We start from the raw sequence: 16226 nt of genomic DNA, 5'->3' as shown, positions 1-16226 counted from the left end.
TATTAAACTAAACTTTGTGTGTTAAACATCATTTACAAATACCACCGTTTCTCCTTAATCTGCCATTCTTGCCAGTAAATTGACTTTTATGCCAAATAGTTGCAATTGTTGTCATTAATGTGTATTATATTAGCTGTAAACAAAAATATGCAATCAAAAAATTAAAGAAATGAGGTAATTGTTTATGAGTAAAGCAGGTGCAATTTTAATCACATTTTTCCTTGGTGGTTTAGGTGTACACAGATTTTTGACAGGTAAAATCGGTACAGGCGTAATTTGGCTTCTTACAGGTGGTGCTTGCGGTATTGGCTGGCTTGTTGACCTTATTATGGTTATTGCCGGTAAATATACTGACAAAGACGGTAATGTATGGGGTACAAACTGATCTTATACATAATGAAATGGGTTACTAATGGCTTTATGTGTTAAGATCAACAACATAAAAGCCAAAAATTCCTATTCTATTGAAAGTTTTTACAAAGCAATTAAAGACAAGCATTTTTCAGCCGGTGTTCCGTCACTGACTAAATACGGTGCCGCAAGTGTTATAACATTCCCTGCAATTGACAGTCAAAACCAAGTATGGATTATGAAAAACGGTTTATCTACCAAGTCGCATAAATTTTCCATACAGAAATCATATGAGGCAGGTCTTGATAATATCGAAAAAATCATTTATCACGACTCTGAAAATCATAGTTCTTTCGGCTTTGATTCGATTATTAACGACAATGCAAAGAAATGCGAACATCTTGTTGACATCACTGCAAAAGAGCTTTTAAAACCTAATCTTTAAAACCGACAGGTACAATCAATTTCCGATTGTACCTGTTCTTTTTATGGTTTTATTCTAAATGTTGGGGTAGCAATAATAAATTATGGTTAGCAAATTGTAAAATGAAGATGAAAGAATAAAAAAAGAATATCCAGAGAAACGATTTCGTAGTAGAATTAAGTTACCACACCTAAATTTGAAAGGAAATCATCACTATGGATGCACTTAATTTTACACAAACACACAAAAGGTCAACACTTAACAAGAGAAACCTTGTGCTTGAGCGTATTTGATGAATGATGCAACGATGAATTTGTGCATTTGGAAAAGCCGCTTCAATAGCCTGTCTGAAACCTGTCAGACCGTCCACGCAGAACAGAAATACATCTTTTTTTATTCATAACTATAGACCTCTTGATATGTAACCTTTGTTTCATTGCATCTCCTTTAATTAAGTTTACTGTTGTTACAGTCCTGTTTCAGAGGAACTATATCTTTTTTAAGTAAGAAGAAGAGTGTACAATATTACAGATTTTATTTAAAATAATGCTAATTAATATCGGTACAAGTAGACCAAATATAAGATATACAAAAGCCCACTGTTGCAAACCGTTTGGAAGATAGTAGTACCATATACTTGATTTAAATGATGCAACATTAAAGTCACCAAACAATGTGCCTGAAGTAATGCGGCTTAATCCGTAGAATACAAATTTTAGGCACATAAAGCCTACAAGCTGATTTACCATAATTCCGTATGTGTTGTCAGCTATAAGCCTTACAAGCTTGCTGTTTCCTATGGCAGGTACAAGCAATCTTGAAACTCTCAACCAAAATGCAATTGCTGTGATTGACGAGATATACGGAATTACAAAACCGTTGTTGAAATTAGTGAACGATGACGGCGTGTACTCCAAATTTTCGCAAAAAGTTAAAAGTATCAGCTGTACAGCAAATATAATTGCAAAGTACGCAACATTATTGAGAGTGTCTTTCTTTTCAAGCACAGCTTTATAAAAGCGACCGAATTCATAACAGGGCAGGAAAAACATTGTTCTGACAAAAAGTTTCACTATACCGTTAATTACAGTCGGATTTTCTATTGCAGTGTTAATTCCTATCATTCCGATTGCGAGATACACTATCAAAACTATAAATTCATTGTCAAGATGAATCAGTTTCAAAAATTTTCTGAACAGCACATTTATTATACAAACCAAAAACAGCGGGTACACAAACCATGAACCGAGGTTATATTGAAAAGCCTCACCGTCAACAAACGGCATAACAAAAAGATTGTATAAATCAGGCTTTGCACCTATAGTAAATCCAAACAAACCGAGAAATGCAACCATACCACCGTAAAATATATTCCACAGATACGCAGGAATAAGAAGCCGCTTTGTGCGTTTCCATATGTATTTTCCGACATTTTCTTCATAATCGGTTTTGTAAAAATATCCCGATATAAATACAAACAGTGCCAAATTATACGAATACGGCGGGAACCAGTTATAAGCAAGTTCCATTCCGCCATGATAACAATGTCCGGAAACTATAATGAAATGATAATTCCGATTGCCGACAAAAGTTTGAATTGCAAATTCACCCCTCCGTCAGTATTAACGCTACGCAAATTTCTACCCTTTTCCAAAATTCAACTCTCCTTAATTTTTGATTTATATTAAATATTACTGCTTATTTTCCCCTTTTACTTAGAGCGTATCTGAAAACAGAAGCGGAGAAACAAATATGCTCTACAAATATTTTACCGAAAAGCTCTTAGGATTGCAAGATGTTAATATAGAAAAAGTTGAAGAAATTGATAATTCAATCCATATTAACTGCCGATTAAAAAGAAAACCTCATAAATGCCCCTGTTGCGGTAAATTAACTGATAAGGTTCACGATTATCGTGAACAGCCTATAAAGGATATTCCTGCCTTTGGTAAGCACATCTTTATTCATCTTTATAAGCGTCGATATCGTTGCTCCTGTGGCAAGTGTTTCCGTAACCGTATTTTACATATGTTTTCTCACCAAATGCAAAAACAAGCGATAGCTTGATTTACTATCACTTGTTCATTTCAATTCTTCTTTTTCGGATTTACCCCAACTATTGACATAGAACCCTATAATAGTAATTTAGAAAAGTTTTAGATAACAAAAAAACAGAGCAGCTATAAAAACTACTCTGTTATGGCTCCCCCAACTGGGCTCGAACCAGTGACATCATGATTAACAGTCATGCGCTCTACCGACTGAGCTATGGAGGAATATAGTGCAAAACACCCGATTAGGTGTTTCGCCTGTGTTGGCATCTCCCTATCTTTCCGGGCCGTCACCAGCCAAGTATTTTCGGCACCACTGAGCTTAACTTCTGTGTTCGGTATGGGAACAGGTGGACCCTCAGCGTCATCAACACCAACTATTCTCTTGTATTTATTCTTCCCTTATTTGAGAAGTATATACCATCTTCATGGTGACTCGTGCGGGAATCGAACCCGCGTTGCCGGCGTGAGAGGCCGGAGTCTTAACCGCTTGACCAACGAGCCATCTGTTTGTAACAAAGGCTAATGGTCATCTTTTCATTAGCCCCTGTTACCTTTTTGGTGCACCATCAGGGGCTCGAACCCGGGACACCCTGATTAAGAGTCAGGTGCTCTACCAACTGAGCTAATGGTGCATTTCACAGTCGCTTAGACAGCGCCCTGAAAACTGAATAAAGATTAAGCAAAGTGAGAAGCAATATTGTAAATACTTTAATAAGCTGACCAAAAGACTCTTGTGGTCAAGCCCTCGACCTATTAGTACTGCCAAGCTAAATGCCTCACGACACTTACACACGCAGCCTATCAACCTCGTAGTCCTCAAGGGGTCTTACTTGCTTATGCAATGGGATATCTAATCTTGGAGTCGGCTTCACGCTTAGATGCTTTCAGCGTTTATCCGTTCCGTACGTAGCTGCCCAGCCGTGCCATTGGCATGACAACTGGTGCACCAGAGGTACGTCCATCCCGGTCCTCTCGTACTAAGGACAGAGCTCCTCAAATATCCTGCGCCCACGACAGATAGGGACCGAACTGTCTCGCGACGTTCTGAACCCAGCTCGCGTACCACTTTAATCGGCGAACAGCCGAACCCTTGGGACCGAATACAGCCCCAGGATGTGATGAGCCGACATCGAGGTGCCAAACCTCCCCGTCGATGTGGACTCTTGGGGGAGATCAGCCTGTTATCCCCAGGGTAGCTTTTATCCGTTGAGCGACGGCATTTCCATTCACATACCGCCGGATCACTAACTCCAACTTTCGTTACTGCTCGGACCGTCATCCTCGCAGTTAGGCTGGCTTTTGCGTTTACACTCAGAGGCACGGTTTCCGTCCGTGCTGAGCCAACCTTTGAGCGCCTCCGTTACCTTTTCGGAGGCGACCGCCCCAGTCAAACTGCCCACCTGACAATGTCCCCCGACCGGATTCACGGTCGCAGGTTAGAATTCCAGAAACCTAAGGGCGGTATCCCAACAATGACTCCGTATAAGCTGACGCTCATACTTCCCAGTCTCCCGCCTATCCTGTACATAGATTTCCGAAACCCAATATCAGGCTACAGTAAAGCTCCATGGGGTCTTTCCGTCTTGCCGCAGGTAACCGGCATCTTCACCGGTACTACAATTTCGCCGGGTGGGTAGTTGAGACAGTGCCCAGATCGTTACACCATTCGTGCGGGTCGGAACTTACCCGACAAGGAATTTCGCTACCTTAGGACCGTTATAGTTACGGCCGCCGTTTACCGGGGCTTCAATTCGGAGCTTGCACTCCTCCTCTTAACCTTCCGGCACCGGGCAGGTGTCAGCCCCTATACTTCATCTTTCGATTTGGCAGAGACCTGTGTTTTTGCTAAACAGTCGCCTGGGCCTATTCTCTGCGGCTCTTTCGAGCACTCCTTATTCCGAAGTTACGGAGTCAATTTGCCGAGTTCCTTAACTACCCTTCTCCCGCTGGCCTTAGAATTCTCTTCCTGTCCACCTGTGTCGGTTTGCGGTACGGGCGTCTACTTCTATTCACAAAGCTTTTCTCGCCATACGCCACATTTACTTCCCTACTCTTATTTCAGTCCCTTGCGCCCGGGTCAACCATCGCCCGGGTTAAACGCTTTGTATGTGTCCCTTTGTTTAAATTGTAGACGGTAACGGAATATCAACCGTTTGTGCATCGGCTACGCCTTTCGGCCTGACCTTAGCTCCCGACTTACTTGGAGCGGACGAACCTTCCTCCAAAAACCTTAGACTTTCGGCCATTAAGATTCTCACTTAATTCTCGCTACTTATTCCGGCATTCTCACTTCTGTACAGTCCACCGCCGCTTTCGCTACGACTTCACTCCGTACAGAACGCTCTCCTACCATACCTTGCGGTATCCTAAGCTTCGGTGTATAGTTTAGCCCCGTTAAATTTTCGGCGCAGAATCACTCGACCAGTGAGCTATTACGCACTCTTTTAATGAGTGGCTGCTTCTAAGCCAACATCCTGGTTGTCTATGCAATTCCACATCCTTTTCCACTTAACTATACTTTGGGACCTTAGCTGTAGGTCTGGGCTGTTTCCCTTTTGACAATGAAACTTATCTCCCACTGTCTGACTCCTGGAAAACGATTATCTGGCATTCTTAGTTTGATAAGGTTCAGTAACCTCTCGGCCCCTAGCCAATTCAGTGCTTTACCTCCAGTAATCTATTCCAAGGCTAGCCCTAAAGCTATTTCGGAGAGAACCAGCTATCTCCGGGTTCGATTGGAATTTCTCCGCTACCCACACCTCATCCGCTACCATTTCAACGGGAGTCGGTTCGGCCCTCCATGAAGTTTTACCTGCACTTCAGCCTGGACATGGGTAGGTCACCCGGTTTCGGGTCGAATACAACTGACTTCATGCGCCCTATTTAGACTCGCTCTCGCTACGGCTTCACACCTTAAGTGCTTAACCTTGCCAGTTACATTCACTCGCCGGACCATTCTACAAAAGGTACCCGATCGTTCGTTGATGAACTTTCGGTGCTTGTAAACACAAGGTTTCAGGTTCTCTTTCACTCCCCTTCCGGGGTGCTTTTCACCTTTCCTTCACAGTACTTCTTCTCTATCGGTCACCGAGTAGTATTTAGGCTTGGAGGATGGTCCCCCCATATTCCCACCGGGTTTCACGTGTCCGGCGGTACTCTGGATACAGTCTGATGTCTTAACTTTTCGCCTACTGGATTTTCACCATCTTTGATTGCCCTTCCCATGACATTCGGCTAAATTTCGACAATTCATTATACTGTCCGAACCCCTAACATATTACTACATTAGGTTTGGCCTCTTCCGCGTTCGCTCGCCACTACTTACGGAATCTCAGTTGATTTCTCTTCCTCGCCCTACTTAGATGTTTCAGTTCAGGCGGTTCCCCTCATATACCTATGTATTCAGTATATGATGATTAGACTTTCCTCTAATCGGATTGCTCCATTCGGAAATCTACGGATATAACGCTCACTTACAGCTCCCCGTAGCTTATCGCAGTTAGTCACGTCCTTCTTCGGCTCTCGGTGCCAAGGCATTCCCCTTGTGCTCTTTGTAGCTTGACCATTTGAGATATCTTTTGGTTCTTCTTTGTAATGTAAATTACTCTTTTTTCGCAGTTTAATAAGCCATTAGTTTATAACTAATCTTTTATTACCCTTTAAGCTAATTGTAGTATTTATTACCTTCGTTTAACGCTTTCTCTTATTTGAGTTTGTCAAGTTTCATTCTCTTCGCTATTCTTTAAATAACTCCCACTCGTCTAATCTGTTGCAATCACTAAAGTGATTTTACAGATTAGTCCTCGTCAGTCGTTATTTAAAGGCTTCGAGATTCAACTCTTCTTGTTAAAACCTGTCAATAATTACTTTTCTCGCTTTATCTGCTATACTTTATTCAGTTTTCAAGGTACTTTCTTTGAGTACTTTCGTACTCTTGGTGGGCTTAAGTGGACTCGAACCACCGACCTCACGCTTATCAGGCGTGCGCTCTAACCGGCTGAGCTATAAGCCCATATTTCCGGCTTTTCGGTTATTCCCTCAAGCCTTTGGTGGAGATAAGCGGGATCGAACCGCTGACCCCCTGCTTGCAAAGCAGGTGCTCTCCCAGCTGAGCTATACCCCCGTATATCTCGGGCAGGACCCTGAAAATTAAACAACGATTCAATAAATTACTTCCGTAACTGACCTTGGATGTTATATCAGCCTATTTCATCTGATAAGTTCTCCATAGAAAGGAGGTGATCCAGCCGCACCTTCCGATACGGCTACCTTGTTACGACTTCACCCCAGTCGCCAATCCTACCTTCGGCAGCGTCCTCCTTGCGGTTAGACTACTGACTTCGGGTATTACCGGCTCCCATGGTGTGACGGGCGGTGTGTACAAGGCCCGGGAACGTATTCACCGCAGCATGCTGATCTGCGATTACTAGCAATTCCATCTTCATACAGGCGGGTTGCAGCCTGCAATCTGAACTGAGAACATTTTTAGGGGTTTGCTCCACATCGCTGTTTTGCTTCCCTCTGTTTATGTCCATTGTAGTACGTGTGTAGCCCAGGTCATAAGGGGCATGATGATTTGACGTCGTCCCCACCTTCCTCCGTTTTGTCAACGGCAGTCCTATTAGAGTGCTCTTGCGTAGCAACTAATAGCAAGGGTTGCGCTCGTTGCGGGACTTAACCCAACATCTCACGACACGAGCTGACGACAACCATGCACCACCTGTCTCTACTTTCCCCGAAAGGCACCTAACATATCTCTATCTCGTTAGTAGGATGTCAAGACCTGGTAAGGTTCTTCGCGTTGCTTCGAATTAAACCACATACTCCACTGCTTGTGCGGGCCCCCGTCAATTCCTTTGAGTTTCAACCTTGCGGCCGTACTCCCCAGGTGGATTACTTATTGTGTTAACTCCGGCACGGAAGGGGTCAGACCCCCCACACCTAGTAATCATCGTTTACAGCGTGGACTACCAGGGTATCTAATCCTGTTTGCTACCCACGCTTTCGTGCCTCAGCGTCAGTTAAAGCCCAGCAGGCCGCCTTCGCCACTGGTGTTCCTCCCCATCTCTACGCATTTCACCGCTACACGGGGAATTCCGCCTGCCTCTACTTCACTCAAGCTCTGCAGTTTCAAATGCAGGCTATGGGTTGAGCCCATAGATTTCACATCTGACTTGCAAAGCCGCCTACGCACCCTTTACACCCAGTAAATCCGGACAACGCTTGCTCCCTACGTATTACCGCGGCTGCTGGCACGTAGTTAGCCGGAGCTTATTCATTAAGTACCGTCACTTTCTTCGTCCTTAATAAAAGAAGTTTACAATCCGAAGACCTTCATCCTTCACGCGGCGTTGCTGCGTCAGGGTTTCCCCCATTGCGCAATATCCCCCACTGCTGCCTCCCGTAGGAGTCTGGGCCGTGTCTCAGTCCCAATGTGGCCGTTCAACCTCTCAGTCCGGCTACCGATCGCGGTCTTGGTGAGCCGTTACCTCACCAACTAACTAATCGGACGCGAGTCCATCTCTAAGCGATAAATCTTTGATATATCTACCATGCGATAAATATATATTATGCGGTATTAGCATTCTTTTCAGAATGTTATTCCCCTCTCAGAGGCAGGTTACTCACGCGTTACTCACCCGTCCGCCACTAAACTTAATCAAATTCATTCCGAAGAAATCCTTTAAAGAAGTTCCGTTCGACTTGCATGTGTTAGGCACGCCGCCAGCGTTCGTCCTGAGCCAGGATCAAACTCTCTAAAATTTGTATATTAAGCTTTCGCTTACTATCAATTTCAGAGCTTTAATCGCTCATTCCGAATACTAACGTATCCGTAATTTCTTGATGCTTTGTTGTGTGCATCTCACTGTAAATCTTTGAGTATCCTCAAAGTATTACGGGTTCCTTTATCTTTCTCGTTGTTTAATTTTCAAGGTCCTACGCACTTTTTGGAAAGTTTTTTGTCGGTTCTTACCGAACCTCTCTCAACAGTGCGTGAATTATTATATCACATTCATTTTCGTTTGTCAACACTTTTTTCAAAGTTTTTAAAAAGTTTTTTGAAATCTCTTTCATTACTTTTAAAAGCTTTTTTCTGTGCCTTCAAACTTTTCTGTTGTTTGTGCTTTCCTCAAGCGACTTCGTTATTATATCACTCCTTTTTACAAATTGCAACCCCTTTTTTCAATTTTTTTAATTTTTCTTAAAAAACAATTTAAAAGCCGCATATTTGTCGCATTTTCATATTAGTGTATAATAAAACTTTCAACGCTTTTAACTATACCCATTATTTAGTTGATTATTCAATACACTTAAAATTATTTTATCAACTCTTTATTTCAAATGTATATCTGTACTTTATACTTATTACTTCACATATACATTATATAAGAAAAGTGTATTTTATAGGAGAAATAATCTTGACAAAAGTTTTTATTCTCTATATAATAGTAACAACAAGTAAATCCCTCTAAAAGCGATGACGGGAACAAGATATTTTGGTATTTCTTCAGAGAGCAGCTGTTTGGTGAAAAGCTGTGATTACCTTTATATGTATAGCTCATCCCCGAGTTTTCTGTGCGAGGTTATGTAGTGCAGAACGCACGACTGCGTTATCGGTCAGGACTTTGTTGGAAGTCTGTAAGGGGTGTACAGTGATGTGCACCTAAAACCGGGTGGTACCACGGATGTTTTATTCGTCCCTTTTTAGGGGCGATTTTTTGTGCAATTAATTAGGAGGCACTTTATATGAAACCAGGATTTGAAAAGTATATTCCTTTTCAGCAGATTAAGCTTGAAAACAGAGAATGGCCAAACAATGTAATTACAAAAGCACCGATATGGTGCAGTGTTGACTTGCGTGACGGCAATCAGGCGCTTGTTGACCCTATGAATATGGAAGAAAAACTTGAATTTTTCCACACGCTTGTTGATATGGGCTTTAAGGAAATTGAAATAGGATTTCCGAGCGCATCCGAAACAGAGTACGAAATCTGCCGTGAATTGATTGAGGGCAACCATATTCCCGATGATGTTACAATTCAGGTACTTGTTCAGGCAAGAGAGCACCTCATCCGCAAAACTTTCGAGGCAGTTAAGGGCGCTAAAAATGTAATCATTCATTTCTACAATTCAACATCTACTTTACAGAGAAAAGTTGTATTTAAAACAGATATGGAAGGCGTTACAAAAATTGCTATTGAAGGCGCAAAACTTATTAAGCAGCTTACAGACGAATATACAGGCGATACAAACTTTAGATTTGAGTATTCTCCCGAAAGTTTCAGCGGTACAGAAGTTGAGAACGCTGTTTACATCTGCGATAAAGTTATGGAAGCTCTCGGTTCTACAAAAGAAAACCCTGTTATCCTCAATCTTCCTAACACTGTTGAAATGTGCACACCAAACACATACGCAGATCAGGTTGAATATTTTATTAAACATATAAAGAACAGAGAGGCTTGCATAATCAGCTTGCATCCGCACAATGACAGAGGCACAGGCGTTGCGTCGGGCGAGCTTGCACTTCTTGCAGGTGCAGAGCGTGTAGAGGGCACACTCTTCGGCAACGGCGAGAGAACCGGTAACCTTGACATTGTTACAATGGGACTTAATATGTTTACACAGGGAGTTGACCCTAAACTCGACTTCTCTAATCTTCCAAAGCTCAGAGAGATTTACGAAAGATGCACAGATATGAAAATCAATCCTCGTCAGCCGTATATCGGTGAACTTGTATTTACTGCTTTTTCGGGTTCTCATCAGGATGCTATCAATAAAGGTATGCAATATATGAAAGACAGCGGCACAGAATATTGGGAAATCCCATACCTCCCTATCGACCCTGCCGACGTTGGAAGAGAGTACGAACCTATTATCAGAATCAACTCTCAATCAGGTAAGGGCGGCGCCGCATTTGTAATGAGCCATAACTTCGGATATGACCTTCCAAAGAAGATGCACCCTGAATTTTCTAAACTTGTTCAGAAAAAGTGTGAAGAACTCGGCAGAGAGCTTATTCCGAAAGAACTTTTTGAAGTATTCAGTGAAAACTATCTTGAAGTTAATCAGAAATACGCTCTTACAAAGCGTAAGATTTACGAAGAAAGCGAAAACGGTAAAGATTATGTGCACTTTAAGGGCAAGATGACTATTAACGGTGCCGATGAAGTTACATTAAGCGGCGTAGGCAACGGCCCGATTGACGCATTCTTTAACGCTATTAAGAAATTCGGACTCGACAAATACGAATTTATCTCTTACAGCCAGCACGCTATTTCACAGGGTTCAGATTCAAAAGCTGTTTCTTACATTGAGCTCAAAAAGCCTGACGGAAAGAACATCTTTGGTATCGGCATTGATTCAAATGTCAATGTTGCATCTGTACTCGGTGTACTTAATGCAATTAACAGAGCTGAAATGTAAAAATATAAAATTAACAGTATAATATCAATATAATTATTAATCCGCTCAATTTTATTATAATTTGAGCGGATTTTAGTTTGTTGGTTTAATGTAAAAATATGGTTCACCACCAAAAGTTTAGTTTTATAAATTCAAAATTCAGGTCAACCCTTTTTAAAGGGTTGCGGGTTTGGGCAGAGCCCATAAAACAATAAAAATGCACTGATTTTAAATATAAAATATTAAGCTGTAATTGCACAATATAATAACTAAACTTTAGATTATTAAAGATTTTAAGATAAAATAAAAGTTAAGACTAATGAGTGGCAGAAAGTAAGAAAGTCGCACTTTAGCAATCTTAGAGAAACGATATTCTAAAGAACACAAAGAGGTTTGCGTGTGTGGCTGATTTGCCCTTAAAAAGTGGCAAATTAGTAGTTTTAGTAGCGTGGCTTTTCCTTTGTTGCTGTCGCATTTTTAGGATTTCGCCGTTATGTTCAATCCGCCAAACAGCAAGCTGTTTGGCTGTTAAAATTTGCAATAACATAAAATTTTGTGGGCGTTGCCCACACCCACAACCTTTGAAAATGTTGACCAGATTTTTAACCTTGGGACGGAAAGTTTAGTTTTGCTTTACTTTGTTGCCCGATGGAAAGTATCCTAAACCACAACTTTCGCAACTATTGCAATTAGTCTTTTAACATCTTTATTTATACAGTCACACTTTCTGTATTTTGCAATATTATGTAGTGTAAACAGAAAGGAGGCAAACGCTTATGTGTAACTTTTTCGGTAATGGCAACAACTGCTGCTCATGGGTTATTCTTCTTATAGTTATCCTTGCTTGTTGTGGCGGTAACGAGTCTTCTAACGGTTGTGGCTGCGGCTGCTAAAAATTAAGTATAAAAATAACCCCCTCAATTGCGAGGGGGTTAAATTCTGTTTGTCTATAAAACTATAATGCGATTATGCACTGTATGCAGACCATGAACCGTGGTTATTGTTTCCCCGAACAGGAGAAGTCTGGATTGAAGTACATCCTGCCTCCGCAATGTTCTTAAGTTCTGCTTTAATGTCGGTGTATTTCCAGTCAAAGCAATGGAGAATAACACCGTAATAAAATTACACATACGACAAAATAAGTAAAAACCTCTTATTTTCGTATAAAATACATTTTAACGCTTTTATCATAACAAAAATGTATTAAATTGGCAACCTGATTATTGCACAATAAGTGCAAAATGTTTTTTGATTATTTTGCTAAATTAAAGCTGCTTGCACTTTGCTTTTGCTAAAATTTTATATATTTAATCTTAAAATAAGCAAATATTTACGCAAATTATTTGTTTGTTTTGTTGAGCAAGTATTTACAGATTTATAAAAACATTAATTTTATTTTGTCAATATATGTGTATTGAAATTTACCGATTTTGTAGTAAAATATCTTTATAGGATGTGATAATATGAAAATCGGCCTTGTAGTTGAGGGTGGTGCGTCACGCACATTTTACTCCTGCGGCGTAATGGACGAAATGCTGAGAGAAAACATATATGCCGACTATGTAATCGGAACTTCGGCAGGCATTTCAAATGCCGTATCTTATGTTTCAAAGCAGATCGGCAGAAACTATATAATAGGAACAAAATATTTAAACGATAAAAGATATATGGGAACAAAGTATTTGCTCAATCCCAAAAAGCGCTGCTACTTTAACCTTGATTTTATTATGGACGAAATTCCAAATAAACTTGTTCCCTTTGACTACGATACTTTTGCAAAATTTAAAGGTGATGTAATCGCAACTCTTACAAATATAAACACAGGCAAAACCGAGTATATGCCTGTTTCACGCTATGACAGAAAATTTGAAATACTAAGAGCGACCTGCGCATTACCGTTGCTTTTTCAGCCGATTATAATAAACGGAAACGAATATCTTGACGGCGGAATTACCGACAGCATTCCGTTTAAACACGCTTTTGATGACGGCTGTGACAAATGCATAGTTATACTTACGCAGGCAAGGGATTACCGCAAAAAAGCCGACAAAACGCTCGAATTTTCCGCAAAGCGCTACAGAAAGAAACCTGAATTTGCAAAGGCGCTTTTAAACAGACCGCAAATGTATAACAAACAGCTTGAAGATATAAAAATGCTTGAAGAACAGGGACTTGTTTATGTAATTGCGCCAAATCAAAGTCTTGGCATAGGCAGAACTGAAAGCGACCCCGAAATAATAGAAAAAATATACAAACAAGGTGAGTCAGATTTAAGAAAACACCTTGATAAACTTAGAAAGTTTATTGAAAATTAAAGGTGTCCATTTATCTGAAATTGCAAAACAATTGTCAGAAGAATGGGCAAACGGAAGAATTAGTATGGAGCAAATATGATACCTATTTATATGACGATTGCAAAGTTTTGAAAAATTTGCTTAACATACAAAATGAAGCTGATTTAAACTTAGCCGATAAATACAAATTTAAAAATTATAAGCCTGTTTTGCACGAATACTTAGAAGATTAACTCTTATCTCTTGACTTTTTTACATTCATTTGGTACAATAGATTATGTTGCAACGGGATGTAGCGCAGCTTGGTAGCGCACACGTCTGGGGGGCGTGGTGTCGCAAGTTCAAATCTTGTCATCCCGACCATTACACGCTAACCGCTCGGTCAGCGTGTTTTTTCTTACTGTAATCCTTTTTATAATGAGGTGAACATATATGCAGATTTCAAGCAGATTTACTCTTGCCGTTCATATTCTTACCTGCATAAAAACTTTCGGTGACAGTAACAAGATTACGAGCGAGTTTTTGGCTGCAAGCACCAATGTTAATCCTGTAATTGTCCGTAAAATTCTCGGGCAGTTAAAAAAAGCGGGTATAGTGGAAGTAGCACGGGGTTCGGGCGGTGCTGTTCTGGCAAAGCCTGAAAATGACATAACATTTCTTGATATTTATAAAGCGGTAGATTGCGTTGGTGACGGCGAGCTTTTCCATTTTCACGAAAATCCTAACCCGCTATGCCCCGTTGGACGAAACATTCACGCCGTTCTTGACGACAGGCTCATAAAAGTCCAGCAGGCAATGGAAAAAGAGCTTGCATCTGTTACATTAAAAGATGTTTTGGACGATACACAAAATATAATAAAATCACAACAATAAAATAATTTGATTAATAATAAGATTTTAAGTATTTTTCTCCTTTTTGAAAATTCTTAAAATCTTTTTTTATTTTTATCGTTGTAACCGTTTGCGTTACAACAAGTTTGTGATAATATATCGTTGTAATTATTAATGTTACAACAAATTCAACACATAAATATTTTTACGGAGGTTTTATTATGAAAAAGACAGATTACAAAGAAATCAAATTAGAAAAAGGCACTATCTTTGAATATTCATTCGGTGAAGTAAAGTTATTGGTTTACCGTACAAATGACTTTATTGACGATGAAGCAATTTTGCTTGTAAAAAACAACAAAACAGTTGTTATCGAATCGCCTTGCTTTAATGACAACATTGCAGAGCTTGAGCAGTTTATTAAAGATACAGGTACTCAAGTTGAGGGTGTTGTACTCGCTTATCATATGGGCGGCGGCACATTCTTGCCGAATGTAAAGAAATATGCTACTAAAAAGGCAAATACTTACGGCACTGTCGGTGGCGGTAAAGCTTTAGTAGAAAATTTCACAAAGGCTTTCGGCAATATCTTCGATTCATCAATTCACTCGGTTACAAATATTATTGCAGGCGAAACATTAAAAATCGCAGATACAAAACTTAGCATTGTAGAAACTGCTGATGCTTTTGATATTGTTTTCCCTGAAATCAATGTTATTTACACTCATATGCTCGGTCACGATTGTCACTCCATTATCGGCGGTGCAGCACATGCCGACGCAATGATTGCCGAACTTGAGGGCTATATTAACAAAAATTATGACCTTATCCTCACATCGCACTATGACCCGGAAGATACAAACGATGTAAAGACTAAGATTGACTATGTAAAGAATATTAAGTCTATTGCAAACAAGTCAGCCAATGCCGAAGAATTTAAGGAAAAAGTAAAGTCAGAATATCCGAATTACTCCGGACTTAACTACCTTGACATTACAGCCGGTGCATTTTTCCCTGCTTAATTAAATTTTCTGCAATAAAATAAATTATAATCCATATTTAAAGGGCAGTCCATTATTTGGACTGCCCTTTTGAGAAGTATAGTAGTGTCAGATATTCAAAATCGTAATTATTTTTCCTTCATATGTAAGCACATTGCTTTCTTGCAAACTCTTTAATTCTCTCATCAATGTGCTTATATCCATTTGTAAATGGTCTGCGAGCTCCTGTCTTGTAAAAGGAATTTGTAATTTGTCACTTTTTTGCTCGCTTTTTAATTGTCGCAAATACTTAATAATTTTATTTTTCGAAAGAGATTCCGCATTAGCAATTATGCGCTGCATAACATTTTCTGTCATTCTGTAAAAAATACTGATAATGTTTTGCTGAACTCTGTTTTGTAAAAAAATAATTGACGGATCGGTTATTAAAAACGAATTTGTTTCAAGTGACAAAACAACCGATTTTTTCCTTGCCTCTACCGATACCGTCGGATACGGAGTATCCAGGCTTATAGCTATCAATTCGTTTCCGTCGGGTTCAAAATGATTTATAAATGTTTTCACACCGTCTATATTTGTTTCATAAGAAGCTATTGAACCGTATAAAACAAAAATCGATTTATCAAGTTCAACATTAAGTATTGCGCCACGATTAAGTTCAAAAATCTTAAATTTAGTATTATATAGAAATTTCTCAATTTCATCATCGGTAAATCCACGAAAAAGTTGAGAATTTCTTAAATGCTCGATATTTTTTTCGATTTGATTCTCCATAAATATAAACAATACTCCTGATTACAAAATATATACTTAAGCTGTCAGATTGATAAAACCTGACAGCTTTATTATATCACTATTATTTTTTATT

9 protein-coding genes, 6 tRNA genes, 3 rRNA genes, 1 pseudogene and 1 other annotated feature are annotated in these 16226 nt (G+C 39.8%); of the genes and pseudogenes, 8 read left to right on the top strand and 11 right to left on the bottom strand.

Going from position 1 to position 16226, the window contains the following annotated elements; translation table 11 throughout:
• The first annotated feature begins 184 nt into the window (after window positions 1-184).
• Both KGF34_RS09500 and KGF34_RS09495 read left to right on the top strand, forming a co-directional pair.
• Window positions 185-385, top strand: coding sequence for a TM2 domain-containing protein (locus KGF34_RS09500; protein WP_022234580.1), 201 nt, complete (start codon window positions 185-187; stop codon window positions 383-385).
• 27 nt (window positions 386-412) lie between these two features.
• A complete protein-coding gene (locus tag KGF34_RS09495) occupies window positions 413-796 on the top strand; it encodes a hypothetical protein (RefSeq protein WP_252558839.1) in 384 nt (127 codons plus the stop codon).
• A gap of 244 nt (window positions 797-1040) precedes the next feature.
• Here KGF34_RS09495 and KGF34_RS09490 read toward each other — a convergent pair.
• Both KGF34_RS09490 and KGF34_RS09485 read right to left on the bottom strand, forming a co-directional pair.
• Window positions 1041-1166: pseudogene (locus KGF34_RS09490) on the bottom strand (transposase); the annotation flags it as partial.
• A 97-nt stretch (window positions 1167-1263) separates the two neighbouring features.
• Entirely contained in the window at window positions 1264-2334 is a 1071-nt protein-coding gene (locus KGF34_RS09485; protein WP_289780787.1) for an acyltransferase, read from the bottom strand.
• Window positions 2335-2527: 193 nt separating this feature from the next.
• Between KGF34_RS09485 and KGF34_RS09480 the strand changes: the two genes are divergently transcribed.
• Entirely contained in the window at window positions 2528-2842 is a 315-nt protein-coding gene (locus KGF34_RS09480) for a transposase family protein (RefSeq protein ID WP_249376038.1), read from the top strand.
• A 133-nt stretch (window positions 2843-2975) separates the two neighbouring features.
• On the opposite strand, the gene KGF34_RS09475 is transcribed toward KGF34_RS09480, so the two are convergent.
• The 8 genes from KGF34_RS09475 to KGF34_RS09440 form a co-directional block, all read right to left on the bottom strand.
• A tRNA-Asn gene (locus tag KGF34_RS09475) sits at window positions 2976-3051 on the bottom strand.
• A 36-nt stretch (window positions 3052-3087) separates the two neighbouring features.
• A 5S ribosomal RNA gene (rrf, locus tag KGF34_RS09470) occupies window positions 3088-3204 on the bottom strand.
• A 51-nt stretch (window positions 3205-3255) separates the two neighbouring features.
• Window positions 3256-3330: transfer RNA gene (locus tag KGF34_RS09465), tRNA-Glu, on the bottom strand.
• Window positions 3331-3385: 55 nt separating this feature from the next.
• Window positions 3386-3461, bottom strand: a tRNA-Lys gene (locus KGF34_RS09460).
• A gap of 101 nt (window positions 3462-3562) precedes the next feature.
• Window positions 3563-6393, bottom strand: a 23S ribosomal RNA gene (locus KGF34_RS09455).
• Window positions 6394-6764: 371 nt separating this feature from the next.
• Window positions 6765-6841, bottom strand: a tRNA-Ile gene (locus tag KGF34_RS09450).
• Window positions 6842-6876: 35 nt separating this feature from the next.
• A tRNA-Ala gene (locus KGF34_RS09445) sits at window positions 6877-6952 on the bottom strand.
• Window positions 6953-7060: 108 nt separating this feature from the next.
• Window positions 7061-8592 (bottom strand): 16S ribosomal RNA (locus KGF34_RS09440).
• Together the 16S, 23S and 5S rRNA genes with 5 tRNA genes alongside form the textbook arrangement of a ribosomal RNA operon.
• Before the next feature lie 706 nt (window positions 8593-9298).
• Window positions 9299-9535, top strand: a binding site (T-box leader).
• Window positions 9536-9576: 41 nt separating this feature from the next.
• Between KGF34_RS09440 and leuA the strand changes: the two genes are divergently transcribed.
• From leuA to KGF34_RS09415, 5 genes are all read left to right on the top strand, one after another.
• Window positions 9577-11253, top strand: a complete 1677-nt coding sequence (gene leuA, locus KGF34_RS09435) for a 2-isopropylmalate synthase (RefSeq protein ID WP_022234182.1) — start codon at window positions 9577-9579, stop codon at window positions 11251-11253.
• Window positions 11254-12695: 1442 nt separating this feature from the next.
• Window positions 12696-13547: a patatin family protein gene (locus KGF34_RS09430; protein ID WP_252558837.1), complete on the top strand. Its 852-nt coding sequence runs from the start codon at window positions 12696-12698 to the stop codon at window positions 13545-13547.
• Window positions 13548-13812: 265 nt separating this feature from the next.
• Window positions 13813-13889 (top strand) — tRNA-Pro (locus KGF34_RS09425).
• Window positions 13890-13958: 69 nt separating this feature from the next.
• Window positions 13959-14399 (top strand): Rrf2 family transcriptional regulator, encoded by a 441-nt coding sequence (locus tag KGF34_RS09420; protein ID WP_022234179.1) that lies wholly within the window; start codon window positions 13959-13961, stop codon window positions 14397-14399.
• Window positions 14400-14578: 179 nt separating this feature from the next.
• Window positions 14579-15379, top strand: a complete 801-nt coding sequence (locus tag KGF34_RS09415) for a hypothetical protein (protein WP_252558836.1) — start codon at window positions 14579-14581, stop codon at window positions 15377-15379.
• 87 nt (window positions 15380-15466) lie between these two features.
• Here the strand turns inward: KGF34_RS09415 and KGF34_RS09410 are convergent, their stop codons facing one another.
• Window positions 15467-16132 carry a helix-turn-helix domain-containing protein gene (locus KGF34_RS09410; protein WP_186935983.1) on the bottom strand — a complete coding sequence of 222 codons (666 nt, stop codon included), beginning with the start codon at window positions 16130-16132 and terminating at the stop codon, window positions 15467-15469.
• Window positions 16133-16226 lie beyond the last annotated feature (94 nt).

This window comes from Ruminococcus sp. FMBCY1, from assembly GCF_023921805.1.
Lineage (GTDB): Bacteria > Bacillota > Clostridia > Oscillospirales > Acutalibacteraceae > Ruminococcoides > Ruminococcoides intestinale_A.
Note: the sequence above shows the minus strand (reverse complement) of the source record. Positions and strands in the feature narration are given on the sequence as shown.

Excerpts from the sequence above, each read along its gene's own strand:
- KGF34_RS09500 (WP_022234580.1), top strand. The coding sequence starts at position 185 with ATGAGTAAAGCAGGTGCAATTTTAATCACATTTTTCCTTGGTGGTTTA.
- KGF34_RS09495 (WP_252558839.1), top strand. The coding sequence starts at position 413 with ATGGCTTTATGTGTTAAGATCAACAACATAAAAGCCAAAAATTCCTAT.
- KGF34_RS09480 (WP_249376038.1), top strand. The coding sequence starts at position 2,528 with ATGCTCTACAAATATTTTACCGAAAAGCTCTTAGGATTGCAAGATGTT.
- leuA (WP_022234182.1), top strand. The coding sequence starts at position 9,577 with ATGAAACCAGGATTTGAAAAGTATATTCCTTTTCAGCAGATTAAGCTT.
- KGF34_RS09430 (WP_252558837.1), top strand. The coding sequence starts at position 12,696 with ATGAAAATCGGCCTTGTAGTTGAGGGTGGTGCGTCACGCACATTTTAC.
- KGF34_RS09420 (WP_022234179.1), top strand. The coding sequence starts at position 13,959 with ATGCAGATTTCAAGCAGATTTACTCTTGCCGTTCATATTCTTACCTGC.
- KGF34_RS09415 (WP_252558836.1), top strand. The coding sequence starts at position 14,579 with ATGAAAAAGACAGATTACAAAGAAATCAAATTAGAAAAAGGCACTATC.
- KGF34_RS09410 (WP_186935983.1), bottom strand. The coding sequence starts at position 16,132 with ATGGAGAATCAAATCGAAAAAAATATCGAGCATTTAAGAAATTCTCAA.